This is a genomic window from Paraburkholderia sp. A1BS-2L, assembly GCF_051125205.1.
Taxonomy (GTDB): domain Bacteria; phylum Pseudomonadota; class Gammaproteobacteria; order Burkholderiales; family Burkholderiaceae; genus Paraburkholderia.
Genome location: NZ_CP120429.1, coordinates 161,141 through 186,946 on the forward strand (window position 1 = coordinate 161,141; position 25,806 = coordinate 186,946).

The window sequence follows — 25,806 nt, forward strand, 5'->3', positions numbered from 1 at the left end:
TGGGGCACACGATGGAAGCACACGACAGAGTCGCAGCAACGATCGCAGCGCCAACGGCCGCCGCCGGCGAGCATGGCGCGATCGAGGGGCATTCGATCGATTTCATTCCGGAAACCGAGCGCACCGACCGGCTATCGCGCCAGGGACCGTTCTGGTTTCTCGGCAACTTCACGTTCTTCACCATGACGATTGGCTTCGTGGGGCCGAGCGTCGGACTGAGCGCGCTATGGACAACGGTCGCCGGCACGCTGGGCATCATGTTCGGTACCTTGTTCATGGCGTTTCACGGCTCGCAGGGCCCGCATCTGGGCCTGCCGCAAATGATCCAGTCGCGCGCGCAGTTCGGCTATCGCGGCGTGGTGCTCGTGCTGCTCGCCACGCTGTTCGTGTTCGCGGGCTTCAACATCGTGAACCTCGTGCTGATGATGCAGGGACTCAAGGCGCTGTTCGGCTGGGATCCGCTCAAGGTTGCGCTCGTCGTCACCGTGCCTGCGGCAATTCTGGCGATTCTTGGGCACGACTGGATGCATCGCAGCTTCAAATGGGCGCTGTATCTCTCGCTGCCGCTGTATGGCCTCGTCACCCTGGCGGTGCTCATGCACTGGGTGCCCGATCTGCCGCTGCCGGCAGCGCTGCCCGGCACGCCGCCGCCCGCGCCGCTCGGCTTCACCTTGACCGGCTTCATCACGCAGTTTGCCGCCGCCGCGAGCTACAACATCGCCTATGCGCCCTATGTGTCCGACTATTCGCGCTATCTGCCGAAGAACACGCCGAGCGGCCGGCTGATCGCCGCGGTGTTCCTCGGAGCGTCGCTCTCGGGGGCGTGGATGATCGCGGTGGGCGGCTGGCTCGGCGACCACCTGCACGCCACCGACGTGCTGGTGGCGCTCAACCAGGTGGGCAGCGATCTGTCGCCGCGACTCGGCAGCGTGGTGGTGGCGATCACGATCGTGGCGTTCCTTCCCGTGATAGCGATGAACATTTACAGCGCGAAACTCACGGCGATCACGGGCCTCGATTCGTTCAGGAAGATCGAGCCTACGCCCCGGGTGCGCGTACTGGCGATTCTCTTTGTCGTGGTGCTGCAGCTCGGGGTCGCACTCAGCATCTATACGTCGGGCAAGGGGCTCTCGGTCCTGAACATCTATCTCGTCGTGATGCTTTACTTCCTCGTGCCGTGGACGGCCGTCAACCTCACCGACTACTTCTTCGTGCGCAAGGGCCGCTACGCGATCCCGCACTTCTTCCTGCCGCAGGACAACATCTACGGCATGTGGGGCGCGCGCGGCCTGATGTCGTATGCCATTGGCTTCGCCGCAATGGTCCCGTTCTTCTGCATCTTCGACGGCGCCAACGAAGTCTATGTCGGCCCGTTCGCGCGAGCGATGGGAAGCGTGGACCTCGCGTGGCTGGTCGGTCTGTTCGTCTCGGGCATCGCGTACTACGTGCTGAGCCGCTCGCTCGATCTGCGCCGCGAGGACGCGCTGATCTCGCACATCGAAAAGACCATGCCTCAGTACACCACGGGCGAGCAGCGCTTCTGAGCGTGATATCGTCAGGATAACGAATCAGGAATTCATCATGGAAAGCCGGGAATACGACTACATCATCGTGGGTGCGGGATCGGCGGGCTGCGTGCTGGCCAACCGCCTCACCGAGAATCCGTCCGTGAGCGTACTGGTGCTCGAATACGGCGGCAGCGACCGCAGCATCATCATCCAGATGCCGAGCGCGTTTTCGATGCCGATGAACACGCGCAAGTTCAACTGGAAATACCAGACCGCGCCGGAGCCGCATCTGAACGGACGCCAACTGCACTGTCCGCGGGGCAAGGTGCTGGGCGGATCGTCGTCGATCAACGGCCTTGTCTATATTCGCGGCCATGCGTACGACTTCGACGAATGGGAGGAACTGGGCGCGCGCGGCTGGGGCTACCGCAACTGCCTGCCGTACTTTCGCCGCGCCGAGAATTACAAGTTCGGCGGCGACCAGTATCGCGGCTCGAGCGGGCCGCTCTCCACCAACAACGGCAATAACATGAAAAATCCGTTGTACGGCGCATGGATCGAAGCGGGCGTGCAGGCGGGCTACATCCATACCGACGACTGCAACGGACACATGCAGGAAGGCTTCGGCGCGATGCACATGACGGTGAAGGACGGCGTGCGCTGGTCCACCGCCAACGCCTATCTGCGCCCGGCCATGAGCCGTCCCAACCTGCACGTGGTCACGAATGCGATGACGCGGCAGGTGATCGTCGAGGGCAAGCGCGCGGTCGGCGTGGTCTACGACCGGGGCGGCGTCACGCACACGGCGCGCTGCCGCGCCGAAGTGCTGATTTCATCGGGGCCGATCGGCTCGCCGCATCTGCTGCAGCGATCGGGCATCGGGCCTGCCGACGCATTGCGCGCGGCGGGCGTGGAGGTCAGGCACGCTCTGCCAGGCGTTGGCATGAATCTGCAGGACCATGCCGAGATCTACATCCAGTACGGCTGCAAGGAGCCCGTCACGCTCAACGGCCAGATGGACCCGTGGCACAAGTTCCTGATCGGCTTGCGCTGGCTGCTGTTCAAGGATGGTCTCGGCGCCAGCAACCATTTCGAGGCCGGCGGTTTCATCCGCTCCGAGGCGGGGCTGCGCTGGCCCGATATTCAGTTCCACTTTTTGCCTGCCGCGATGCGCTACGACGGCGACAAGCCGTTCAAGGGGCACGGCTTCATGGTGCTCACCGGGCCGAACAAGCCCAGGAGCCGGGGGCATGTGCGGCTCACGTCGGGCGACCCGTACGCGCACCCCGAGATCCGCTTCAATTATCTGGACCGCGAGGAGGACCGCGAGGGCTTCCGGCGCTGCGTGCGGCTCACGCGCGAGATCATCGGGCAGCCGGCGATGGACCGTTTCCGCGATGTCGAGCTCGCGCCCGGCCCCGACGTGCAAACCGACGACGAAATCGACGCCTTCGTGCGGGCGAATCTGGAAAGCACGATGCATCCGTGCGGCTCATGCCGGATGGGCGAGGACGACATGGCCGTGGTCGACTCCGAGTTGCGTGTGCGCGGCATGACGGGCTTGCGCGTGATCGACTCCTCGGTATTCCCGACCGAGCCCAACGGCAACCTGAACGCGCCGACCATCATGCTCGCCGAGCGCGCCTCCGATCTCGTGCGTGGCAAGCCGATGCTGCCGCCGTCGAATGCCGAGGTGGGGCTCGCCGAAGGCTGGGAGACCCGGCAGCGTACGCGTGCGCCCAAGCGGCAACTGTATCGTGCCGAGTACAGCGATACGCGGTCTTAACCCTGAACGAACGGCAAATGAATCGCGAACCCAGCGATCGAGGCAAGGCGGCCGTGTTCCAGGCGAACGGCGGACGACCTTGTATCGATCCCGGCTTCTGCGGTTCCAGCGCGGTTCCGTCGCCGTTCCGCAATAACCCTCACTCCACCACGAAAATGGAGGAGCCCGTGGTTTTTCTTGCTTCGAGGTCCCGATGTGCCTGCACCGCGTCCTGCAACGCATAGCGCTGGTTGATCTCGATGCGGATGCGTCCGGCAGCCACGTGGCCGAATAGCTCCTCGACCAGTTCCGCCTTTTCGGCGGGATCGGCGATGTAGTCGGCGAGTCCGGGGCGAGTCAGGTACACCGAGCCCTTGCGCGCGAGAATTTGCGGATCGAATGGCGGGATCTTGCCCGATGCGGTGCCGACGCAGACCATCAGGCCGCGGCGTTTGAGCGAGTCGAGCGAGGACATGAAGGTGTCTTTGCCGACGCTGTCGAAGACCACCGACACGCCAGCTCCGCCAGTCAATTCCCGCACGCGTTTGGCCACATCTTCATGGCTGTAGTTGATCGTGTGATCGCAGCCGTGGGCGCGCGCGACCTCGGCCTTGGCACTGGTGGACACGGTGCCGATCACCGTCAGCCCGAGCAGTTTGGCCCACTGCGAAACGATCAGGCCAACCCCGCCCGCGGCCGCGTGCAGCAGCACGGCGTCGCCCGCCTTGAAAGGGTAGATGCGGCGCACCAGGTAGGCAGCGGACAGGCCTCGCATCGTCATGGCCGCCGCCGCCTCGCAACTGATGGCATCCGGCAGCTTGATCAACAGTTCTGCGGAAATCAGCCGCTCCGTGCTGTACGCGCCCAGCGTGTTGATGAAGCCCGTGTAGCTCACGCGGTCGCCGACCGCGAAATCGGTCACGCCGGCGCCGATGGCCTCGACCACGCCGGCAGCCTCGTTGCCGAGGCCGGCAGGCAGCGGGACCACGTACGTACCGCCGCGAAAGTAGGTATCGGCGAAATTCAGACCCACCGCCACGTGGCGGATGCGTACTTCGCCCGGCCCCGGCTCTCCCACGTCCACGTCTTCGAAACGCAGAACCTCAGGACCACCTGTTTCGTAAAACTTGACGACTTTTGCCATGCTTTCTCCTGTTCCATGGTTTCTTGAAGGCTTCAGTCCGGCTTGCGCAGGAAGCCCTGGTTGCCGCCGTTGCGATTGGGCGCGAAGCCGTTGGCCTGCAGCGTCTCCTCGGCCGTGTCGTAGAAGACGCCGATTTTCATGATCTCGCGTGCCTGTTTCGCGGTCGCGATGGGGCGGCCGAACTCGCCCGCAATACGCACCAGTTGCTTGATCTGCTCGACGGAGCTCATCTTGCCCGTGCGGGTCTGGTTCCAGAGCACGTCCTCGATGCCGCAGCGCACGTGAAGACCCAGCGCGATCCCGATCATGTTCACGGGCAGCACATTGAGCACCGAGCTTTCCACCGTGACCACCGCGCCATCGGGCACCGCACGCAGCATGTTGGCGAGGTTGAAGATGTTCGCCTGATCCATGCCGCCGCTGATCGCCACCCAGTTCATCACCAGCGGTCCTTTGTATACGCCGCGCCGGATCATCCGCTCGATGGTCTCAAAGCTGTTGATGTTGTAGACCTGAAACTCGCTCTGGATCCCGGCGGCCGACAAGCGCCGAACATGCTCCTCGGCCCAGCTGGGGTTCGAGGGAACGATCATGTCCTTGTAGGTGGCGTAAAGATTCGGGAAGCCCCGCGAAACGCCCCTGAAATCATCCACCCCGGCATGCTCCGTCACATTCATTTGTGTCGTGTTGACGGTCACCGTCACCTGGTCGGGCTTGGGATCGAGTTCGGCCAGCATGTGGCGGGTATCGTCGCTGAGCCATTTGGCGGCTTGGCCTTCGGACTCGGGCGCGAAACTGATCGAGCCGCCCACCTGAATCACCATCTCCGGCACCCGCTCGCGCACCCCGGCGATCAGTTCATTGAACATGGACAGGCGCTTGCTGCCGCGGCCATCGGGTTCGCGCACGTGCAGATGCAGCACGGTGGCGCCCGCTTCGTAGCAATCCACCGCCTTCTGGATCTGCTCCTCCATCGTGACAGGAATGTCCTCCGGAAAGTCCGAGGGAATCCAGCCCGGCGCATAGGGCGCGGCGGTGATGATCAAAGGCTGCTGGTTCTCGGGGTACAGGTGGCCGTCAAGAAAGTTCATGGTGATGGATCTCCGGATTGAGATGTGAGGTCGTCAGAACACGGGTGGCCTGCAGAACGGCTGCGACCGCTGCGAGGGCACTGTGGATCGGAGTGTATCCCCACCAAACAATAATGTCGACATAAATATCAGAAGGGAATCTGTTGCCGCAAGCCCATGTCTTGAGCTGTCTCCCGACCCGACTCGGTATAAACATTAATGTCGACATCAAAAAATATAGACGATGATCGCGCTATCCGTATCCGGCCGGGTTTGCCCGGCCATCACAAAAGCAGAGGAGACGTCAATGAAATTGAAGTGGGGCGGCGCAGCGGTACTCGCGGTATTCGCCAGTGCATCGCACGCGCAATCATCGGTCACGTTGTACGGCGCGATTGACTCGGGCTTCTTTTATCAAAGCACGGCTGCGTCGTCGTTCGCGCCGAACGCGCACAACAACGGGCATGTGTTCGGCATCAAGGACGGCAGCCTCTACGGAAGCTTCTGGGGCATCAAGGGGACCGAGGACGTCGGTGGCGGCTACAAGGTCAACTTCCGCATGCAGGGCGTGTTCAACAGCAGCAACGGCAAGCTTGGACTGGCCGACACGACCGGGGCCGCCGCGGTGTTCAACCAGCAGGCGACCGTCGGCGTCTCCGGGCCGTTCGGCACCTTCGACGCCGGGCGGCAGTACACGCCAATGATCTATGCAATGGCTGATACCGACGTTCGTGCTGCCGAGTACTTCGGCAGCATCCTGGGCGCCTGGCTCGGACTGAACCAGGCCGCCGGCTGGCCTGGCACGAACACGAACGTGCCGATCGGTGCGCTGTACGACAGCAATGCGCTGGTGTACCAGTCGCCGAAATTCCACGGCGCGTCGGCCGCGCTCGAGTACGCGCCGGGAGGCGTGCCGGGCCAGATTCAGGGCGGCACGCGCGAATCCGCGGTGCTCAGGTATTCGAACTACGGTCTCAATCTGTCCGCCGTCTACTACAACGCCCACGACACGAACCTTGCGGCGGCCACGCCGACCGGGCTCGACAACAACCGCTTCTACTATTTCGGCGCGAAGTACACCTTCCGGGGAATCTCGGTATCGGCGTCATACGGCATCGGCAAAAATCCTTCGAACACGAAACGATCGGATTACGAAATGATATCCGGCGGCCTCGGCTATCAGTTCACGCCGTACTTCAGGGTGACGTCCGGGTTCTATTACCTGAAGGATCGCAACGACTCGGCGAACCACTCGAGTGAATTTGCAGTGGGCGCGGATTACAGCCTGTCCAAGCGGACGATCCTCTCCGCGCAGGTCGGATATGTCGCCAACCGCGGCGCCATGAACCAGACGATCATGTACGGCCAGCCCGTCGCACCGGGCGTATCGACCACGGCAGCAATGATTGGCCTGCGCCATAGCTTTTGATGACTCGAGCACGAAACGGAGAACGACGATGAAGATGATGCACGGACTCAGGGCGGCGCTCGGTGTCGCGATTGCAATGGTGTTGATCAGCGCCTGGGCGCAGGACGGGACGCCGGCAGCGGCATCGGCTGTCGCGCCGCCCAGCGCCTCTGCCGGCGCGACGGCCAAAACCACACGCCAGGCAAATCGCGCGCTAAAACGCAAGGTGTACGCGACGCTCGCAAAGCATAAGGAAATCGACGCGGGCAACATCGGCATCACCGCGAAAGGCGGCGCCGTGACGATCAGCGGAACCGTTTCGGACGCTTCGCAGATCAACACCGTTGTCGAAATCGTGAAGGGCGTCGCAGGGGTTACCTCAGTGACTAGCAAGCTCACGGTGCAGCGGCCGTTCGGCCAGTAGGAGACGCAAGCCGGGGCCGATGGGATGGGGTCGGCCCTGACACGTCTTGTCAGCCAGCTTCATGATGCCGCCGCAAATCCGGGTGGCCAGCCACGGCCCCTGAATCTTTCAATTTATGTCGACATAAATAAATATTGCTGATATCTTGTTCAACAACAAGTACAGCAAAACTTCAGGGCTTCGCAGGGCAAGCCGCCACGGGTATAGGGGCGGCGACCGTGGAGATGCTGCGGAAACCCCGCCAGATACAAGGAGACATCATTCATGATCAAAGTAGAAAGATTGACGGCATGCATCGGCGCCGAGGTGGCTGGCGTGAGCCTCGGCGATGCATCCCGGGATGCATCGCTGTTTGCGGAAATCAAGGCGTTGCTGCTCAAGCACCGGGTCCTTTTTTTCCGCGACCAGGATCTCTCACGGGAAGAGCATGTCGCGTTTGCGCGCAGGTTCGGCAAACTCGAGGATCATCCCGTTGCGGGAAGCGATCCGGAACACCCGGGGCTCGTGCGAATCTATCGCTCGGAAGCAAAGAACCCTTACGAGAACAATTACCACACCGACGGGCTTTGGCGTCCTAACCCTTCCATGGGGGCCGTGCTCCGCTGTGTCGAGTGCCCGGAAGTGGGCGGCGACACCATCTGGGTCAACATGGTCGAGGCCTATAAGCAACTGCCTGATGAAGTCAAAAAACGCATCGAGGGATTGAGAGCGAAAAGCAGCATTGAACACTCGTTCGGCGCGGCAATGGATCCCGAAGAGCGAAGGAAACTCGCGGCGCAGAATCCGGAGGTGGAACATCCTGTCGTGCGCACGCACCCGGAAACTGGCGAGAAGATCCTGTACGTCAGTAGCTTCACCACCCATTTTGTCAATTACCACACCGCCGAGAACGTGCGTTACGGTCTGGACAAGACACCAGGCGCGAGCCTTCTGTTGAATTATCTGCAAAGCCAGGCTTCGATTCCCGAGTATCAGGTGCGTTTCCGTTGGAAGCCGAATAGCGTTGCGGTGTGGGACAACCGGTCCACCCAGCACTACGCGGTCATGGATTACTGGCCGGCGCCTCGCAAAATGGAGCGGGCGGGCATCGAGGGCGATACGCCTTATTGAGCAATTTGCGTATTCCCAGGCCATGGCCCGAAACAAAACCCCGAACCTTCCCGATTTTTCCACGCTTCTCACGCCGAAAAATTCTCTCATGCTGGCCGTCGAGCGGGCCGTGCTGCGCGGGCAGGACGGCGTGTATGCCGCAGCGCCGATTGCGCAGCAGATCGCAGTCCGGCTGGCCGGGGTCATTACGCTGGACCTGGTGAAAGCGGGGCAGCGCTTGCTGGAGAACGATATCAGCGAGGTGCTGCAAGTCAGCCGCGCGCCCGTGCGCGAAGCGATGCGCATGCTCGAGCGGGACCGTTTGATCGAGTTTCAGGCCCGGCGCGGAGCCATCGTGACGGCACCCGACGAAAACGAGCTGCGGGATATTTTCCGCGTGCGCGGCGTGCTTTATCTCTCGATGCTCGAACAAGTGGCGCGCGAAAATCCGGCCGGGTTCGAGGCGTTGTTGGGCATGCATATGCCCAGATTAACCAGGGCAGCCGCGGAGTCGGCCGACGCGTACGCAGTAGAAAGCTTTCTTCTGAATTTCGCCACGGTGAGCTTGTGCGGAAACCGGCTTCTGGTCGATCTCCTGCATTCACTTTCATTGCGAATCCTGCGTTACGTCCGGCTGGGATTCGTGGCGGTGCCTCAGTCGATTCTCGCGTCGTTAAGGGACTGGAATGATCTGCACAGCGCTGCGCTCAAGCGGGACAACACACAACTGCTTTGCCTTGCGGCCTCGCGTCTGGACACTGCCAGGGACGCTGCAATACGCGCCATTGCCGGAGCGTCGGCTGAAAGCGGGTTTGCCGTGAGCGAAAGGCCATGCGGCCCGCAACGTATGCACGTGCCTTTCAATTAATGCGCTCATAAATAATTCGCGACTGGAGGAGACAAAATTGACCCTTTATACAGTTAATTCAGTGACGGCCGAGTCAGGTTCGGTGAGCCGTGACGCCCGAGCCTACGCATGGGTGGTATTTGCATTGATGTTCTGCCTCTTGCTGTCCGACTACATGTCGCGGCAGGCGCTCAATGCCTTGTTTCCGATATTGAAAGTCCAGTGGCGGCTGTCCGACACCCAACTCGGTTCGATTAGCGGCGTGGTGCCGTTGGCGGTCGGCGTCCTGACCCTGCCGTTTTCGCTGATTGCGGACCGCTGGGGGCGTGCCAGGAGCATCGCCCTGATGGCTGCACTCTGGAGTCTGGCCACGCTCGGATGTGCGATTGCGAGCAGCTACCACGAAATGCTCGTCGCGCGCATTTTCGTCGGTGTCGGCGAAGCGGCGTACGGAAGTGTCGGACTCGCCATGCTCATGAGCATCTTTCCGGGAAATCTGCGCTCGACCATCGCCGGCGGCTTTACGTCTGCCGCTGCTTTTGGGTCGGTGTTCGGCGTTTCGGTTTCCGGCATCATTGCGGCCCGCTTTGGCTGGCGTTATTCGATGGCGCTCATGGCGATTTTCGGTTTTGCGCTGGTGACTATTTACTTCTTTGTCGTGACGGAAAAAAGACTCGCCCATGCGCATCCAGTCGAGGCGAAAGCAATGCCGCTGCATGAACCTGTGAAGCTGACGCCCCGAACGCTGTTTGCCGGCCTGTTTCCGTCGCGCTCGGTTTTTTGTGCGTACCTCGGCAGTGCGCTGCAGATCTTCATTCAAGGGACGCTTTTCGTGTGGCTGCCCAGCTACCTGAATCGCTACTGGGGCATGCCTGTCAGCAAGGCAGCCGTGGTGGCGGCCGGCCTTGTCCTTGTCAGCGGTCTGGGACAGTTTCTGTGCGGCGTGGTGACCGACCGGATCAGCGGCGAGTCTTCGCTCAAGCGCTGGAACATGGCGGTTGCCTATTGCCTCATGCTGGGCCTCCTGCTGGCAATCGCGTTCCGCTTGCCGCCGGGCAATCTGCAACTCGCGCTCCTCGCACCCGCGGTGTTGTTTCTCGCCAGTTCGTTCGGCACCTGCAGCGCGATCATTGCAGGCGCGACACCGCCGGCAATCCATGGCTCGGCATTCGCGACGCTCACGCTTTTCAACAATATTCTCGGTCTCGCCGCGGGTCCGTTTGTCACCGGCGTGGTAGCGGATGCGGTGGGGCTTCAAGGCGCATTGCGCTGGCTTCCGGTCGCGGCCGCGCTGCCGCTCGCGGTGTACCTCGTTGGCCGGCGGTGCCATATCGCTGAAGCACGACGCGGGTAAGCGTCGCGTACCTCATCAATCCCGGGAGACAAGCATGAACGTGATACCCAACGACTCCGAGGCCGGCGCGGCCAGCGAAAACAGCGGCTACCTGACGAGCAGGCGGCAGGTCTGGTTTGCCTTTGCGATGACCTTCGCGCTCATGTTCTTCGATTTTATCGACCGGCAGGTGATCGTTTCGCTCTTTCCTCATATCAAGAGCGAATGGCATCTGAGCGACAAACAGCTGGGCTCGCTGGTCTCGGTCGTCTCGATCGTGGTGGGCGCGGGGGGATTGCCGGTCGCGCTGGTGGCGGACCGCATGGGCCGTGTGAAGAGCATCGTCGTGATGGCCGTCACCTGGAGTCTGGCTACGATCTCATGCATGTTCACGGCCAACTATAGCCAGTTGTTCATGGCGCGCGCAGTGGTTGGGCTAGGTGAAACAGGCTATGGTTCGGTGGGCGTCGCCCTGATCTCGACGCTCTTTCCCAAGTCCTCGCGCAGCGCCGCGCTCGGCGCCTTCTATGCCGCGCCATCGCTGGGTTCGGTGCTGGGCGTGGTGCTGGGCGGGATGATCGCGGCCAGGTGGGGCTGGAAAGCCGCATTCGGGGTGGTCGGTGTGCCGGGGCTCGTGCTGGCATTGTTTTATCTGCTCGTACGCGACTACAAGACGGTCGCGCTAACGCCGGACCCCAACCCGGCCAATCAGTCGCTCGGGCTGACGCTCAAGCGCATCTTCGGCGCGCTGGCGCGCACGCGCACGCTGCTGTGGGTGTGCGCGGGCGCGTCGGCTCAACTGATCACCGTATCGGCCATGTGGTCGTGGCTGCCCAGCTATCTGAACCGTTTTCACGGCATGACGCCGGAAGCCGCGGGCAAGGCGGCGGCGGTGGTGGTATTGGTCGGCGCGCTCAGCTGCACGCTCTGGGGCTTCGTGGTGGGGCGCCTGACACGTCGCCAACCGCGCAACAAGCTGCCCGCGCTCTCCGCGCTCTGCCTCGTCACCTCGGTGATTTTCGTGGCGGCGTTCGGCGGTACTTACGCGGCGGCTATTCAGTTCAAGCTGATCGTCCTTGGCGGCTTTTTCATGAACTGTACCGTCGGCGTGGTTGCAGGTGTCGCCATGGACGTCGTTCACCCAGGCGTGCGCTCGACGGGTGCCGCGGTGCTTTCCCTATTTCAGAACGTGTTTGGTCTGGCCGTGGGGCCCGTTCTCGCGGGCGCCTTATCGGACCGCTGGGGGTTGCAGCACGCGCTCACCGTCATTCCGCTGTGCAGCGTATTGGCTGCGATCTTTTTCGTCATCGCAATGCGCAGCTACGACACCGACGCGGCCAGGATCTCCGATGTTCAACCGGATGCGGCGCCGGCCCTCGCCGATACCCTGAGCACCGGCACTGCGGCCTGAGTGCAGGATATGGCCCAAGGGAGCCGCTTATTGCGCAGGGGCGGTTTTCCCTTTGGCGGACGGGATTTTCGCAGCACGCGTGCTGCGAGCGCCAGCGGGCTTTGCGGCAATCGCACTAACCGCTGCATCTCTTGCCTCGTCCAGGCGCGAGGCGGCGAGACTCAGCAGCAACTCGCTGTCTCGCTTGATAGCGGCCTTCTGAAGCGCGCGCCAGACTTTCAGGGAGGCGCGCATCGATTGAGGCGCCGCCACCAGTCCCAGCCGGACGTAACGGAACGTGCGCAACGAGATGGAGTGCAGGATATCGACCAGCAGCCGGTTGCGGCACAGACTGATGGTGGCGAAATTCAACTGGAAGCTTTCCACTGCGTAGGCGTCCACCGATTCGTCGGCCGCCTTGGCCAGCCTCGGCACATATTCGGTCAATAATGCCTCGAGCTCCGAGGGATTCTCGCGCGCCACCTGTTCGAGCATCGTGACGTAAAGTACGCTGCGCACACGGAAAATATCCCGCAGCTCGTTTTCGTCGGGTGCCGTCACGATCGCTCCGCGTCGGGCCTGAAACTCAACCAGGCGATCCCGCTCGAGTATGCGCAGCGCTTCGCGCACGGGCGCGCGGCTCACGTGCAGCACTTCGCTGATATCCGCTTCCAGCAGGCGTTGCCCGGATTTCACCAGATCGAGCGTAATGACCCCGGCCAGCCGGGCAGCGATCTGCTCGGCAATTGGCACCGATGCGGCCGCCCAGTCCTGCCCGCGCAGCACCGCTCGCTCGACGGCCAGCATCAGTGAATTCTTTGGCGTAAGAAGTGCAGAAAGGTCGGGCAGATTTTGCGTTTTATTTCGGGCCATGGCGCAAAGCGGAAACGATATTCATCGAATTTACCGTCTGGCATTATAGTCGGCGGCATAGTAGTGTCGACAAAAATTTCCCGCGATCCCTTCCGGATGCGCCCGGCAAGCTCGACGCACGCACTTCGCCACCTCGATCGATTAGCGCCGCCAGCCGTTACGGGCGACGCACGTTGTGCGAGCACCTCGACGACGCGTTCAACGGGCGAGGGCGGTCCTATCGCAACATGAACGACATCGCCGAGAGCGAGTTGAGCATCCGCACCGCGGACTGCATGCTCTCGGCGCTAAAGCGCAGTGCGCTGGCCTCGGTGCGCTGCAGCTGCGGCCATTGACAGAACAGGTCGGCCAACGCCGGCGTTTGCGTCGTCAGCTCGCACTCGATCGGGCCCGCGACCGTGAACGGCCGCAAGTCCGCGATGTTCGCGACGGCCGCCTTCGCGGCCTCGCGGATCAAGGTACAGGCGCGTTCCGGCGCGAGACTCAGGCACACGCCGTTGCCCAGGGCGCGCTTGGTCTGCACGCCGATCGAGCCGGGAAACGCGGAGTCCGTCTCCGCCAGGAATACGTCGTCGCCGCAGCGCAGCGCCACCGGCACGCCGAACTCGCCGGCCAGCGCACCATATAGATGCGCCTCGCCGAACGGCTGGCCGTTCACGGATACGTTTCGGAATGCAAAGCTATTGATCGTGTGTGCGAGCACGCCCTGGGTTTGCGCGCGCGAATGATAGCCGACCATGTAGACGGCGTCGCAACCGAGATCCACGCCGGTCATCATGCTCAGATAGCGCGGCTTGCCGGTAATGGTTTGCGCGCGGGCATCGAGCCGGTCCAGCAGCAGGTTGCGAAAGCTGCCGTGCGAGTCGTTGACGAATACCTGCGTCGCGCCGCCCTCGAAGGCGCCGCGGATAGCGGCGTTAGCTTCTTCGGTCATCCACGCGCGCGCCCGTTCGTATTCGGGGTTGCCGCTGTGCGTTTGCTCGGCGTGCGTGACACCCGCCACGCCTTCGATATCGGTGGAAATCAGAATCTTCAAGGCTCAGTTCTCGCTGGAGTTCATGTCGGCGAGGCGGCGCCAGTCGGGCACGGCCTCCGTTATCGAGCGGCGGTAGTGGCCATCGCGTCCCGTCACCGAAGCGGCGCGCCACATGGCATGCACGATGGCCTGCTCCACGGCCTCGGCACACGCCTCGAACAGCGCGTCCAGCTGAGTTTCGTGCAGCATGCTCAGCGCCGGCATCGGCGTGTCCGGTAGATGCGGAATCTGGTAGGCCGAGCTGAAGGCCAGCGCGATGTCGCCGCTGCCGTGGCCGTAGACCGAGCCCGTGCGGGCAAGCCCGGCGGCGCTGCGCTTCGCCACGCGACCAAGCTGGCGCACGTCGAGCGGCGCATCGGTGGCGAGGATCATGATGATCGAGCCTTTCTCCGGCCCGCCGCGATCGTCGTCGGTCTCGTTCTCGATGGCGGCGAGTTTGCGGCCCAGCGGCTGACCGGCAATGGTGAGGTTTTCCAGGCGGCCGAAGTTGGCGAGCACGAGTGCGCCGAGGACGAACTCGCGCCCGCCGGCAAGCGTGGCGACGCGCGACGCCGAGCCTATGCCGCCTTTGTGGCCGAAGCAGCTCATGCCGCGCCCCGCGCCCACCGAGCCTTGCGCGAACTCCGGCGCGGCGGCGTCGCAGGCTTGTGCGTAGTGTTCTGCGCTAACGGCCATCGCCTGAATGTCGTTGAGGTAGCCGTCGTTGCACTCGAACACGAGCGGGCTCAACGTCGGCCAGCTGCGGCCGATCTCGCGATGGCGGCTCACGGCGGCGCGAATTTGCGCGGCGGCCAGCGTACCGACGGAGAACGTGTTGGTCAGCGCAATGGGCGTTTCGAGCACGCCGAGCTCATCCAGCTGCATGAGCCCGACGCTCTTGCCGAAGCCGTTGATGATCGCGGCAGCGGCTGGCGTCTTGTGAAGGAAGACGTCGCGCTCGTGCGGCACGACCACCGTCACGCCGGTCTGATGCGCGCCGTCCTGGAGTGTCGCGTGGCCCACGCGCACGCCGGCTACGTCGCCGATCGAATCGCGCGGCCCCGAAGGAAGCACGCCCACTCTCGGCGCGTCGCCGGAGCAGGGGGAGGGAAAGCCAGCCGCGTGGGCCGGCGGTTGTTGTACGGACATGGGTGGGTTGTGCCGATGACTCGCGCCGGAGCCAGCAGGAATCATCGATCGAGTTTGGGGTCGAGCGCGTCGCGCAGGCCGTCGCCGAGCAGGTTGAACGCAAGCACGGTCATGAAGATCGCGAGCGCCGGAAAAATCGCCACGTGCGGCGCGAGCATCATATCCGCGCGCGCGTCGTTGAGCATCGCCCCCCACTCGGGCGTGGGCGGCTGCGCGCCCATGCCGAGAAACGAGAGGCTGGCCGCCGTGATGATCGACGTGCCGATGCGCATGGTGCCGTACACCACGATCGGCGAGATCGTGCCGGGGAGTATGTGCCGAAAGAGGATGACCCAGTCGGACGCGCCCACGCTGCGCATGGCCTCGATATAGGTCATGTGCTTGATCGACAGCGTGCTCGCGCGCACGAGCCGCGCGAAGGCGGGCACGCTGAACACCGCCACGGCGATGATCACGTTGGCCATGCTGGAGCCCAGCACGGCCACCACGCCGATGGCGAGCAGGATCCCGGGGAAGGCGAGCAGCACGTCGCAAATGCGCATGGCGATGCGGTCCCACCAGCCCTCGTAGTAGCCGGCCAGCAGACCCATGACGGTGCCCGCCACCGCGCCGAGCGCGACCGACACGAAGCCCGCCGCGAGCGAGATGCGCGAGCCCATGATGATGCGGCTCAGCTCGTCGCGCCCGAGCGCGTCCACGCCCATCCAGTGGACCCACGAGGGCGTCGCGTTCAGCGCATCGTAGTCGAAGTAGTTCTCCGGATCGAACGGCACGATCCAGGGCGCGAGAATCGCAATGGCGAGCAGCAGCAGCACGAAAGCGCCCGCAGCGAGGGCGAGCTTCTGCTTGCGGAACTTGCGCCAGAATTCGCGCGAAGGGGTGCGCACGCGGCCAGCCGGCACGGCGGTCGCGGCAAGCGCCGGGGTTTGGACTTGACTCATGTTCGCATCCTTTACTTGTAATGGATGGCCGGATTGATGAGTCCGTACAGCACATCCACCACGATATTGATTACGATGAATTCGATCGAGAAGAGCAAAATCAGCCCTTGAATCACGGGGTAATCGCGCATGTTCACGGAGTCGACCAGCAGGCTGCCCATGCCCGGCCAGGCAAACACCGATTCGACGACGATCGAGCCGCCGAGCAGAAAGCCGAACTGCAGCCCCATCATCGTGACGACGGGAATCAGCGCGTTGCGGAAGGTGTGCTTGACGACCACGATGCGCTCGGAGAGCCCCTTGGCCCGCGCGGTGCGCACGTAGTCTTCTTTCATCACCTCGACGAACGCGGCCCGCGTGAAGCGCGCCATGACGGCCGCCACGCCGGCGCCGAGCGTGATCGAGGGCAGGATGTAGTTGCGCCAGGAGCCCGCGCCGATGGAGGGCAGCCAGCCGAGCTGCACCGAGAAGATCTGCATCAGCACCATGCCGAGCGCGAAAGCCGGAAAAGAAATGCCGGACACCGCGAGCGTCATGCCGATCGCGTCTGGCGCGCGATTGCGCCAGACCGCCGAGATCACGCCGATCACGAGTCCAACCAGCACGGACCACACCATGCTGGTCAGCGTGAGCACGAAAGTGGGCATGAAGCGCTCGGCGATTTCGCGCGACACGGGACGCCGCGTGCGCAGCGATTCGCCGAGATCGCCATGCACCATGTTGTCGAAATAGCGCACGAACTGCTCGGGCAGCGGCAGGTCCAGGCCAAGCTGGTGGCGCACGAGGGTCACGGTTGCTTCGTCCGCTTCCGCGCCGGCTGCGAGACGCGCAGGGTCGCCGGGCAGCACGTGGACGAACAGGAAAACGGCGATCGTGACGAGCACCAGAGTGGGGATGGCGCCCAGGGTCCGTTTGACGATATAGGCAAGCATGGCTAGATCGGATGGGCGAAGCGCAGGCGGCCTGAGCCGCCAGCGCTTCGCGACAGGGGAGGCGAGCGGCTTACTGCTTCAGATCGATGTCGCCGTAATTGAACGAGCCGTCGGGCATCACATAGAAGCCGCTCAGGTTCTTGTTCTCCACGGACAGGTTGCGCTGGGTGGTCAGGAACACCCACGGCGCGTCCTTCCAGACGCGCTGCTGCGCGTCCGCATAGAGCTGCTGGCGCCTGCCGGCGTCGGTCGTCAGCAATGCATCGGCCACGTCCTTGTCGACGGCCGGGTTGGAGTAGTAGGCCGTGTTGTAGAAAACGGGCGGCCACGCATTGGTCGTGAGGAGCGGACGCAGTGCCCAGTCGGCCTCGCCCGTCGACGCCGACCAGGCGCCGTAGTACATGCGCACGGGCGCCGTTTTCGCGTCCTTCACCTGCTGCACGCGCTGCACGCGCTGGCCCGACTCCAGCATCTCGATCGACGTCTTGATGCCGACCTGCGCGAGCTGTTGCTGCAGGAACTGCACGACCTTGGCGGAGGTGCCGTCGTTATAGCCCGACCACAGCGTCGTGGTGAAGCCGTCCGGGTAGCCCGCTTCTTTCAGCAAGGCGCGCGCCTTGGCGGGGTCGTAGGGCCACGGCGCCATCTTGTCGGCGAACGCCACGCCTTGCGGCACCACGCCCTGCGAGGGGAACGCATATCCGGCGAAGGCCACCTTCGAGAGCGCGTCCTTGTTGATTGCATAGTTGATGGCCTGGCGCACGCGAGCATCGTTGAACGGCTTTTGCTGCACGTTCATCGACACGTAGTTCGCAAAGATCGACGGATTGACGATCAGATTGAGCTTCGCGTTCGCCTTCAGGATCGGCGCCTGCTCATACGGAACCGGAAAGGCGAACTGCGCCTCGCCCGTTTGCACGACCACCGCACGCGTATTGTTGTCGGTCACCGTGCGGAAGGTGAGCGCATCGACCTTCGGGTAGCCCTGGCGCCAGTAGCCGGAGAACTTCCTGACCTTCAGATATTCGGCAGGCTTCCACTCGACGAACTCGAACGGGCCCGTGCCCACCGGGTGGAAAGCGATGTCCTTGCCCCACTTCTTGAGCGCGGCCGGTGAGATCATCATCGCCGAAGGATGCGCGAGTGCGTTGATGAGCGCCGAGAACGGCTCGGTCAGCGTGATCTTGACGGTGTACGGGTCCACCACGTCCACCGACTTGATGCGGTTGAACTGGTTATAGCGCGCGAGCCCGTTGGACTTGTTGAGCACACGCTCCAGGTTGACCTTCACCGCTTCGGCGTTGAAGTCGGTGCCATCCTGGAACTTCACGCCCTGGCGCAGCTTGAAGGTATACACGAGCCCATCGGGGCTGGTGGTATAGCTTTGCGCGAGCAGCGGCTGGGCCTTGAGATCCTTGTCGAATGCGAACAGCCCTTCGTAGTAGGCCTTGCCCACCGCCTGGGCGAGCGTCGAGTTGGTGTTGTAGGGGTCCAGCGAATCGATGGTGATCGGCACGGCGATCGTCACGTCCTTCGCGGCCATCGCCAGCGGCGCCGTGAAAACACCGAAGGCCAGCGCGACGGCCCCGACCCATTGTTTCGTGCGAAAGGTTCGCATCTTTTTTGCTCCTCGTAACGGGATGGTGTATCAAAACTGCGCGGCAATCGCGTGCTGCGCGACATAGTGGTTCTCGCCGACCCGCTTGAGCGGTGCGACGACAGGCTCGTCGCCCACCTTGCGGATGGGGCTCGGAATCTCGCCCGACGACAGTTTGCGGTCGAGATGGCGCCGGCGCGGGTCCGCGACCGGAACGGCGCTCATCAGCCGTTTCGTGTAGGCATGCTGAGGATTTTCGAAGATGTCGCGGCGCGAGCCGATTTCGACGATCTGCCCCAGGTACATGACGGCCACGCGGTGGCTGATGCGCTCGACCACGGCCATGTCGTGCGAGATGAAGAGCAGGGCCATGCCCATTTCGCGTTGCAGGTCGATCAGCAGGTTCACGATCTGCGCCTGGATCGACACGTCGAGTGCCGACACCGATTCGTCGGCGATCACGACTTTCGGATTCGTGGCGAGCGCACGCGCAATGCAGATGCGTTGGCGCTGACCGCCCGAGAACTCGTGCGGATAGCGCTGTGCCGAATCCGCGGGCAGGCCCACGCGTTCGAGCAGATAGCGCATGCGCTTTTCGGCCTCGTCGCCCGGGTACACGCCGTGGATGCGCATGGGCTCCATGATCGAGTAGCCGACGCTCAAGCGCGGATCCAGCGAGGCAAGCGGGTCCTGAAAGACGAACTGGATATTGCGGCGCAGGTTGCGCAGTTGCGTGCCGCGCAGGCCGCTGATTTCCTGCCCCTCGAAGACGATGCGGCCCGCCTGGCTTTGCACGAGCTGGAGCAGCGAGCGGCCCGTGGTGGACTTGCCGCAACCCGACTCGCCAACCAGCGAGAGCGTTTCGCCGCGATACAGATCGAAGCTGACCTTTTCCACAGCATGCACGCGGCGCGTCACCCGGCTGAACACGCCGGTGCGGATATCGAAGCGCGTGGTCAGGTCGCGCACGCTCAGAATCGGCCCGGCGGTTTTGGCGTCGCTGGGCGCTGCGGCCGCTTCGGGGGCCACTTCGGGGGCCACTTCGGGGCCCACCTCGGCGGCCACGGTAGCCGGCTGCGCCGTCTTGGTCACAGGATTTCCGCTGTCGAGCAGGGTGAAGCGCGCGGGCTGGTCCGTGCCGCGCATCGAGCCAAGGCGCGGCACGGCGGCCAGCAGGGCGCGCGTGTAGGGGTGCGCGGGCTGGTCGAACACTTGCTGCACGTCGCCCGCTTCCACGGGTTCGCCCCGCAGCATCACGAGCACGCGGTCGGCCATCTCGGCCACGACGCCCATATCGTGCGTGATGAACATCACGCCCATGTTCATCTCGCGCTGCAATTCGCGAATCAGCTGGAGAATCTGCGCCTGCACCGTCACGTCGAGCGCCGTGGTGGGCTCGTCGGCGATCAGCAGCGCAGGCTTGCAGGCCAGCGCCATGGCGATCATCACGCGCTGACGCATGCCGCCCGACAACTGATGCGGGAAGCGCCCGAGCACGTTGCCCGCGTCGGGAATGCGCACCTGGTCGAGCATGCGCAGGGCCTCGGCGCGCGCCTCGCGGCCGGAGAGGCCCTGATGCAGGCGGATCGACTCGGCAATCTGCTCGCCAACCGGAAACACCGGGTTCAGCGACGTCATCGGCTCCTGGAAGATCATCGCGAGGTCGGCGCCGCGCAGCGAGCGCATCTGCTGCGCCGGGCATTGCGCGAGATCGACGAGCTGGCCGTTGCGACGGCGCAGCGCCATCTGGCCGCCCGTGATGCAGCCGCCGCCATATTCCACGAGCCGCATGAGCGCGAGCGACGTGACCGACTTTCCCGAGCCCGACTCGCCGACGATGGCGAGCGTCTCGCCGCTATCGACATGGAAGGAAAGATGCTTGACCGCGTGGACCGTGCGTTCGGATCCCCGGAACTCGACGTTCAATTCGTTGACCTGAACGACGCGGTTGCGCGGCATGTCCGCGAATGGGGCGACTGTGAGACTCATCGTAGGGCTTCTGCCGGAAAGCTGGGGACGGTTGAAAGTCGGCGTTCGATTTATGCGTAGATCGCGACGACGGGGGCCTGCCCGGCGCGGATGAAGCCGCGATACATGCCCTCGGTGTTGAAGGGCATGGCGACATTGCCCTGTGCATCGACAGCGACGAGGCCGCCGCGTCCGTCGATTTGCGGGAGTTTTTCGTGCACCACCGTATGCGCCGCTTCTTCGAGCGAGGCGCCGGCGTACTCCATGCGCGCCGAGATGTCGTGCGCCACGACCATGCGGATGAACATTTCGCCGGTGCCGGTAGTGGAAACCGCGCAGGTGCGGTTGTTCGCATAGCAGCCCGCGCCGATGATGGGCGAGTCGCCCACGCGGCCGGGCTGCTTGTTGGTCATGCCGCCGGTCGAGGTGGCGGCGGCCAGATTGCCGTGCGCGTCGAGCGCCACGGCGCCCACTGTGCCGAGCTTGCGGTCTTCTTCGAGCGGCGCGTCCTTCTGGCGGTCCGCAGGGAACGAGAGCGGCACGCCGCCGCTTGCGCCGCTCGTGCCGCCTGCGCCGTTCGCACCGGCGTCGTGATCGAGCGCGGTTTGGCCGTCCTCCGCGCGTTGCACGCGCTCGAGCTGTTCGCGGCGCAGCGGCGTCGAGAAGAAATCGGGCGCCACGCGCTCGAGTCCTTGAGCTTGGGCGAACGCCTCCGCGCCCTCGGCGACGAACATCACGTGCTGACTGCGCTCCATGACCGCGCGCGCGGCGAGCACCGGATTGCGCACGGTTTTCAGGCCCGCCACGGCACCGCTTTTGAGGTTGCGGCCGTCCATGATCGAGGCGTCGAGTTCATGCGTGGCGGCGCTCGTCAACACCGCGCCGTGACCGGCGTTAAAGAGCGGACACTCCTCGAGCAGCCGCACTGCTTCGGTCACCGCATCGAGCGCGCTGCCGCCTTGCTCCAGAATGCGACCGGCTTTCGTGAGGATCCCGGCCAGCGCCGTTTCGTAATTGGTGCGCACCTCGTCCGAGGCTTCGGCGCGCGCGATTGCGCCGGCGCCGCCATGAATCGCGAGTACCGCTTGTGCCGCCTGGGTCATGCTTTGTCGTCCCTATGAATAAGCCATGGCATGACCGATTCGGTCAGTTGAGCCACGTCCTTGAGTGAATCGGCGCAACGGTGCGCGACCGCCGCCGACAAGGCCTCGATCAGACCGAGCACGGCCGTTTCCGAGTTCGACAGGTACTGGCGTTCGCTGCGCGCGTACAGGCAGATGTCCGCGTGCGTGGCGAGCGGCGAGGTGGGCTTGTCGGTCATCGCAAGCACACTGATGCCGTTGGCGCGCACGTTTTTCACCAGCGCGACCGTGTCGGCCAGATAGCGCGGAAAGCAGATGGCGATGACGAGATCGCCCTTGCGCAGCCGCGACGCCTGGCGCGCCGTTTCCGATACGCCGCCGAGCGTGGCGAGGCTCTGGACCAGATCGCAGTGCACCGCGAGGTTGCGCTGCAGGAGGCCCGCGAGGTAGCCGCTCGAACCAAAACCGATGATGAAAATGCGTTGCGCCCCGATCACGGCCTGCACGGCTTTTTCGCACTGCTCAGCACTGAGCGACATGCGGGTGAGTTCGAAATTGCGCTGATCCTCGTACAGCGAGGCCGCAAAAATGTCCGCGGCCGACGCGGTTCGGGAACGCTCCAGCCGCAGACGCTCGACGGGCGCGAGCGCATCCTCGAACCCTTGCGCGAGCAGCGCCCGGAACTGCGGATAGCCTGGCAGGCCCAGCCGGCGCACGAAGCGGTTGGCCGTCGCGTTGGATACCTCGCACGCGCTCGCGAACTCGTCGATCGTCATGACGGCAACCTTGAACGGCTTGGCGAGCACGTAGTCGGCGAGGCGCCGGTGAGCGTCGCTCAAGGCCGGCAGCATCTCGGAAATTCGCTCGACGACGGAAAGGTCGGACTGGCTCATCGGCGGCAATGGATCGGTTGGGGGCTTGCGCATGTAAGTAAATTTTCGCCAGAATATATATATAGAAAATTGATTTTCATTAGGGGTAACCCTGGAGCAGCGCCGGAGACAAACGATGAATACCGCTCCCTTTTCACCCGGAGGCCATTGTCCCGCAACCGCGGCGCACCAAGGCCGGCGGTCAAGGCAAGTCCATCCGGTCGGCATACTCGGCGGCATGGGGCCTGCCGCCGGCGTCGATTTCGTCAGGCTTTTCCTGGAGGCGTGCGAAAGGCATCTGCGCGCGGCCGGTGCGCCTATCGTCGATCAGTCGTTTCCGGAGCACTGGCTCGTGCAGGTCCCGGTGGTGGACCGCAGCCGCGCCTTGCTGGAGCGCGACGCGCCGCAGCCGCTCGAAGGCATGGAGCGCGCAATCGCGCAACTGGCCGCCGTTGGTGCGCAAACGATCGCGATTGCCTGCAATACCGCGCATGCCTGGCACGCCGCGTTGCAGCGCGGCCGGCACGGCGTGGAACTGCTGCATATCGCCAAGGAGACGGCTGCGCATTTGCGAGCCGGCGGCGTGGACGCAGCGGTCTTGCTGGCTACCCAGGGCACTTACCGGATGCGGCTGTATCAGGACGCCTTCGATGAATGCGGTATCCAGTGCGTGCTGCCGCTGCCCGAGGAGCGGAAGACGCTGATGCAAGGGATCTACGAAGGTGTGAAAGCCGGCAGGCCCGACATCGCACGTGAGCGCTTCGGCGCGGTGGCGGACGCGCTGCATCGGCGGCATGGTGCGCTGCCCCTCGTCATGGCCTGCACGGAAATCCCGCTCGCGCTGCCTTTCGTGGAGGAGGCGCGCGAGTGGACGCTGGTCGATCCGGCGGACGTGCTGGCGCGTGCGCTGGCGCGGCGCGCCTATGGAGTCAATGGTTGAGAGGCGTTGGAGTGGCGCCGCCAATGCTCAGGATACCGAAGTCAAGTGTGCAGCAAAACGCAATTTCCCTATCTCTACGAGGAGTTGAAGTGAAAAGACTTTCCGCAGCCTTGATCGTTACCCTGTTCGCCGCGTCGGCAACGGGTGTGCAGGCGAAAACCTGGTCGACCATCCGCTTCGGCGTTGACGCGAGCTATCCGCCATATGAATCGAAAGCGCCCGATGGCCAACTCGTTGGCTTCGACATCGATCTCGGCAACGAAATTTGCCATCATCTGCATGCAAAGTGCGTATGGGTCGAGCAGGATTTCGACAGCATGATTCCTGCGCTGAAGGCGCGCAAATTCGACGCCATTCTGTCCACGATGTCGAAAACTGCTGCACGAGAGCAACAGATCGCTTTCTCGACAAAAGTCGCTCATTCGCCTGATCGCATGGTCGCGAGAAAGGGGGCAACGATCCTGCCCACGCCAGAAGGCGTGAAGGGCAAGCGGATCGGCGTGGAGCAGGGCTCGATTCAGGAGACCTACGCGCGCGTGCACTGGGAGCCGGCTGGTGCGACGATTGTCCCTTACCAGAACCAGGATCTGGTTTATGCGGATCTGGTTTCGGGCCGGCTCGACGCGTCCGTGCAGGACCAGGTGCATGCCAATCTCGGTTTCCTCAACACTGCGCGCGGCAAGGACTTCGCGTTCGTCGGCACGACGCTCGACGACCCGAAGATTCTCGGCAACGGCACGGCCATTGGCATGCGCAAGGAAGATGCGGATCTGCGGGAGAAGGTCGATCAGGCGCTTGCCGACATGCACAAGGATGGCACGTACGACAAGGTTGCCCGGAAGTATTTCGATTTCGACATCTACGGGAAATAAGCCGCGGGTTTTCGATGTCCCGTTGCCGGCGTGACGTCTCGCAGGATTGGCGAGTCATCACGCCGGCGCGGCTCGTATGGCCGCGCCATCAGCGCCAGTTCATCCGGTGGTTCCCGGTCGTTTCATCGTGACGGCGATCGTCCTCTTCATGCGCGTACTGGCTGGTGGTGTTGATCGAGTCGTGCCCGAGGTTGTCGCGCACCGTGCGCAGATCCAGATCGTTGTCCAGCATGTGCGACGCCGCCGTATGTCGAAGCCAGTGGGCGGACGCCTGGCGAATGTGGTCCGCGTGATCCGCATACTCGCCGCCCCGGGTTTCGGTCCAGTCCGCCGCTTTGGCGAACACCGCCTTGATCGCGTTATGCACGGTCTTGCGATCGACGCCTTCGCCTGAAACATTGCCGGCACGCTGGCGAAACGGCAGCAGCAGGGGCGTCAGTTCATTGCGCGCCGGCAACGGCCCCAGGCCATGCGCTTCGCGATAGCGCATCAGTTCGGCGAGCAGTTCCTGGGAAACCGGGATGCGCCGGTACTTCAGGCCTTTGCCCACCACCTCCAGCCACCAGCGCGGCGTACCGTCGGTGCCGATTTCGCGCACAAAGTTGCCCATCGTGCCCGCGGCAACTTCCGAAATCCGCAGACCGAGCAGATAGAACAGGGTGGTGAGCCACCGCGCACGCGCCTTTTCGCGCTGTTGCCGCGGATCCTGCTCAGGCATGGCGGCCACGTAGTCCTTGACGTGCTGCCACATGACTGCCGGGAGATAGCGCGTGATCCGCTGGGCCGGACGGCGCCGGCGCTGCCGCAGCAGGCCGAGCGGATTGCCGCGCAGGTAACCGGCCTCGACCAGCCAGCCGAACATGCTGTCGAGGATCACCACGGCCTGTTTGATGCTGGCCGGCTCGAGCCGGCCCGCGAACGGGCGCCAACGCGGATCGTCCGTGGCGTACCGGGCGCCGCCTTGCGTGACCCACGTGGAGGCCGGCTGGGGATCGGCGAGGAATTGACGGTAACGCGCGAGGTCCTCGTGTGTCAGTGACGACACCGGCTTGAGCTCGGCGATCACCGTCCAAATGGGATTGCGCCGGTCGGGCGCCGCGAGGAATTCACGGAACAGACGCAGGTCTTCCTGCGCGATCATGCCGGGTCCGCTGAGCGCCTGCGCGAGCGCCCAGAGCAGCAGACGGTCGGCTTCCTTGCGGTAGTTCGCGTGCGTGGCCGGGCTGTCGACATAGTTGGCCAGCCACAGGGAAATGGCTTCCAGATCGGTCTCCGCGCGAATCTGCCGGCGCGCGGCGTCGCCCAGGTTCGCGCCGGCGCCGCCAGTCCCGGCTGCGCGTAGCTGGAGCGCCGAGGCGTATCGCAAAGGCAAAACGGGCAAGGAGTTTTCCGCGCTCATCGAGCTTCCTGATCTGTTTGGGTGCGTTTTGGTGTGCGTCTAGCTGCGCCGGACGAGGCTCGGCGGCTTGAATATTGTATCTCCTGCTTCCATTCCTTCAATTCCCCATTATATGCATAATGTGAATTAAATTGAACGTGTGGTTGTATTTTTGCCGTATTACGTTGGATTATCAACTATTTTGGCCT

22 protein-coding genes are annotated in these 25,806 nt (G+C 63.7%); 10 read left to right on the forward strand and 12 right to left on the reverse strand.

Annotated features, from left to right (window positions below):
* Positions 1 to 11: 11 nt before the first annotated feature.
* Both P5W98_RS15510 and betA read left to right on the forward strand, forming a co-directional pair.
* Positions 12 to 1,544: a purine-cytosine permease family protein gene (locus tag P5W98_RS15510; protein WP_421025417.1), complete on the forward strand. Its 1,533-nt coding sequence runs from the start codon at positions 12 to 14 to the stop codon at positions 1,542 to 1,544.
* A 37-nt stretch (positions 1,545 to 1,581) separates the two neighbouring features.
* Entirely contained in the window at positions 1,582 to 3,294 is a 1,713-nt protein-coding gene (betA, locus tag P5W98_RS15515; protein ID WP_421025416.1) for a choline dehydrogenase, read from the forward strand.
* A gap of 139 nt (positions 3,295 to 3,433) precedes the next feature.
* On the opposite strand, the gene P5W98_RS15520 is transcribed toward betA, so the two are convergent.
* Both P5W98_RS15520 and P5W98_RS15525 read right to left on the reverse strand, forming a co-directional pair.
* Entirely contained in the window at positions 3,434 to 4,417 is a 984-nt protein-coding gene (locus P5W98_RS15520) for a quinone oxidoreductase family protein (RefSeq protein ID WP_421025415.1), read from the reverse strand.
* A gap of 32 nt (positions 4,418 to 4,449) precedes the next feature.
* Positions 4,450 to 5,508 (reverse strand): 3-keto-5-aminohexanoate cleavage protein, encoded by a 1,059-nt coding sequence (locus P5W98_RS15525; protein WP_421025414.1) that lies wholly within the window; start codon positions 5,506 to 5,508, stop codon positions 4,450 to 4,452.
* A gap of 286 nt (positions 5,509 to 5,794) precedes the next feature.
* Between P5W98_RS15525 and P5W98_RS15530 the strand changes: the two genes are divergently transcribed.
* The 6 genes from P5W98_RS15530 (at position 5,795) to P5W98_RS15555 (ending at position 11,999) form a co-directional block, all read left to right on the forward strand.
* A complete protein-coding gene (locus tag P5W98_RS15530; protein WP_421025413.1) occupies positions 5,795 to 6,916 on the forward strand; it encodes a porin in 1,122 nt (373 codons plus the stop codon).
* Between the two features lie 28 nt (positions 6,917 to 6,944).
* Positions 6,945 to 7,319 (forward strand): BON domain-containing protein, encoded by a 375-nt coding sequence (locus P5W98_RS15535; RefSeq protein WP_421025412.1) that lies wholly within the window; start codon positions 6,945 to 6,947, stop codon positions 7,317 to 7,319.
* Positions 7,320 to 7,583: 264 nt separating this feature from the next.
* A complete protein-coding gene (locus P5W98_RS15540) occupies positions 7,584 to 8,429 on the forward strand; it encodes a TauD/TfdA dioxygenase family protein (protein ID WP_421025411.1) in 846 nt (281 codons plus the stop codon).
* A gap of 22 nt (positions 8,430 to 8,451) precedes the next feature.
* Complete coding sequence (locus tag P5W98_RS15545; RefSeq protein WP_421025410.1) at positions 8,452 to 9,276, forward strand: GntR family transcriptional regulator; 825 nt, start codon at positions 8,452 to 8,454, stop codon at positions 9,274 to 9,276.
* A 37-nt stretch (positions 9,277 to 9,313) separates the two neighbouring features.
* Positions 9,314 to 10,609, forward strand: coding sequence for an MFS transporter (locus P5W98_RS15550; RefSeq protein WP_421025409.1), 1,296 nt, complete (start codon positions 9,314 to 9,316; stop codon positions 10,607 to 10,609).
* Positions 10,569 to 11,999 carry an MFS transporter gene (locus P5W98_RS15555; RefSeq protein ID WP_421042687.1) on the forward strand — a complete coding sequence of 477 codons (1,431 nt, stop codon included), beginning with the start codon at positions 10,569 to 10,571 and terminating at the stop codon, positions 11,997 to 11,999. Before P5W98_RS15550 ends, P5W98_RS15555 begins: the two co-directional genes overlap by 41 nt.
* Before the next feature lie 27 nt (positions 12,000 to 12,026).
* On the opposite strand, the gene P5W98_RS15560 is transcribed toward P5W98_RS15555, so the two are convergent.
* The 9 genes from P5W98_RS15560 to P5W98_RS15600 form a co-directional block, all read right to left on the reverse strand.
* Positions 12,027 to 12,851, reverse strand: a complete 825-nt coding sequence (locus P5W98_RS15560; RefSeq protein WP_421025407.1) for a GntR family transcriptional regulator — start codon at positions 12,849 to 12,851, stop codon at positions 12,027 to 12,029.
* Positions 12,852 to 13,068: 217 nt separating this feature from the next.
* Positions 13,069 to 13,887, reverse strand: a complete 819-nt coding sequence (locus P5W98_RS15565) for a M55 family metallopeptidase (RefSeq protein ID WP_421025406.1) — start codon at positions 13,885 to 13,887, stop codon at positions 13,069 to 13,071.
* Between the two features lie 3 nt (positions 13,888 to 13,890).
* Positions 13,891 to 15,015 carry a P1 family peptidase gene (locus P5W98_RS15570; protein WP_421025405.1) on the reverse strand — a complete coding sequence of 375 codons (1,125 nt, stop codon included), beginning with the start codon at positions 15,013 to 15,015 and terminating at the stop codon, positions 13,891 to 13,893.
* Positions 15,016 to 15,056: 41 nt separating this feature from the next.
* Positions 15,057 to 15,956, reverse strand: a complete 900-nt coding sequence (gene gsiD / locus P5W98_RS15575) for a glutathione ABC transporter permease GsiD (RefSeq protein WP_421025404.1) — start codon at positions 15,954 to 15,956, stop codon at positions 15,057 to 15,059.
* 11 nt (positions 15,957 to 15,967) lie between these two features.
* Positions 15,968 to 16,888, reverse strand: coding sequence for a glutathione ABC transporter permease GsiC (gene gsiC, locus P5W98_RS15580; protein ID WP_421025403.1), 921 nt, complete (start codon positions 16,886 to 16,888; stop codon positions 15,968 to 15,970).
* A gap of 70 nt (positions 16,889 to 16,958) precedes the next feature.
* A complete protein-coding gene (gene gsiB, locus P5W98_RS15585) occupies positions 16,959 to 18,506 on the reverse strand; it encodes a glutathione ABC transporter substrate-binding protein GsiB (protein WP_421025402.1) in 1,548 nt (515 codons plus the stop codon).
* A gap of 30 nt (positions 18,507 to 18,536) precedes the next feature.
* Complete coding sequence (locus tag P5W98_RS15590) at positions 18,537 to 20,474, reverse strand: dipeptide ABC transporter ATP-binding protein (RefSeq protein WP_421025401.1); 1,938 nt, start codon at positions 20,472 to 20,474, stop codon at positions 18,537 to 18,539.
* A gap of 50 nt (positions 20,475 to 20,524) precedes the next feature.
* Entirely contained in the window at positions 20,525 to 21,556 is a 1,032-nt protein-coding gene (locus P5W98_RS15595) for an isoaspartyl peptidase/L-asparaginase family protein (RefSeq protein WP_421025400.1), read from the reverse strand.
* A complete protein-coding gene (locus tag P5W98_RS15600) occupies positions 21,553 to 22,428 on the reverse strand; it encodes a MurR/RpiR family transcriptional regulator (protein WP_421025399.1) in 876 nt (291 codons plus the stop codon). Before P5W98_RS15600 ends, P5W98_RS15595 begins: the two co-directional genes overlap by 4 nt.
* Before the next feature lie 217 nt (positions 22,429 to 22,645).
* Between P5W98_RS15600 and P5W98_RS15605 the strand changes: the two genes are divergently transcribed.
* Together P5W98_RS15605 and P5W98_RS15610 are read left to right on the forward strand one after the other, a co-directional pair.
* Positions 22,646 to 23,347 (forward strand): aspartate/glutamate racemase family protein, encoded by a 702-nt coding sequence (locus tag P5W98_RS15605; protein ID WP_434716986.1) that lies wholly within the window; start codon positions 22,646 to 22,648, stop codon positions 23,345 to 23,347.
* Between the two features lie 89 nt (positions 23,348 to 23,436).
* Positions 23,437 to 24,219 carry an ABC transporter substrate-binding protein gene (locus P5W98_RS15610; RefSeq protein ID WP_421025397.1) on the forward strand — a complete coding sequence of 261 codons (783 nt, stop codon included), beginning with the start codon at positions 23,437 to 23,439 and terminating at the stop codon, positions 24,217 to 24,219.
* 88 nt (positions 24,220 to 24,307) lie between these two features.
* Here P5W98_RS15610 and P5W98_RS15615 read toward each other — a convergent pair whose 3' ends face one another.
* Positions 24,308 to 25,618 carry a tyrosine-type recombinase/integrase gene (locus tag P5W98_RS15615; protein WP_421025396.1) on the reverse strand — a complete coding sequence of 437 codons (1,311 nt, stop codon included), beginning with the start codon at positions 25,616 to 25,618 and terminating at the stop codon, positions 24,308 to 24,310.
* Positions 25,619 to 25,806 lie beyond the last annotated feature (188 nt).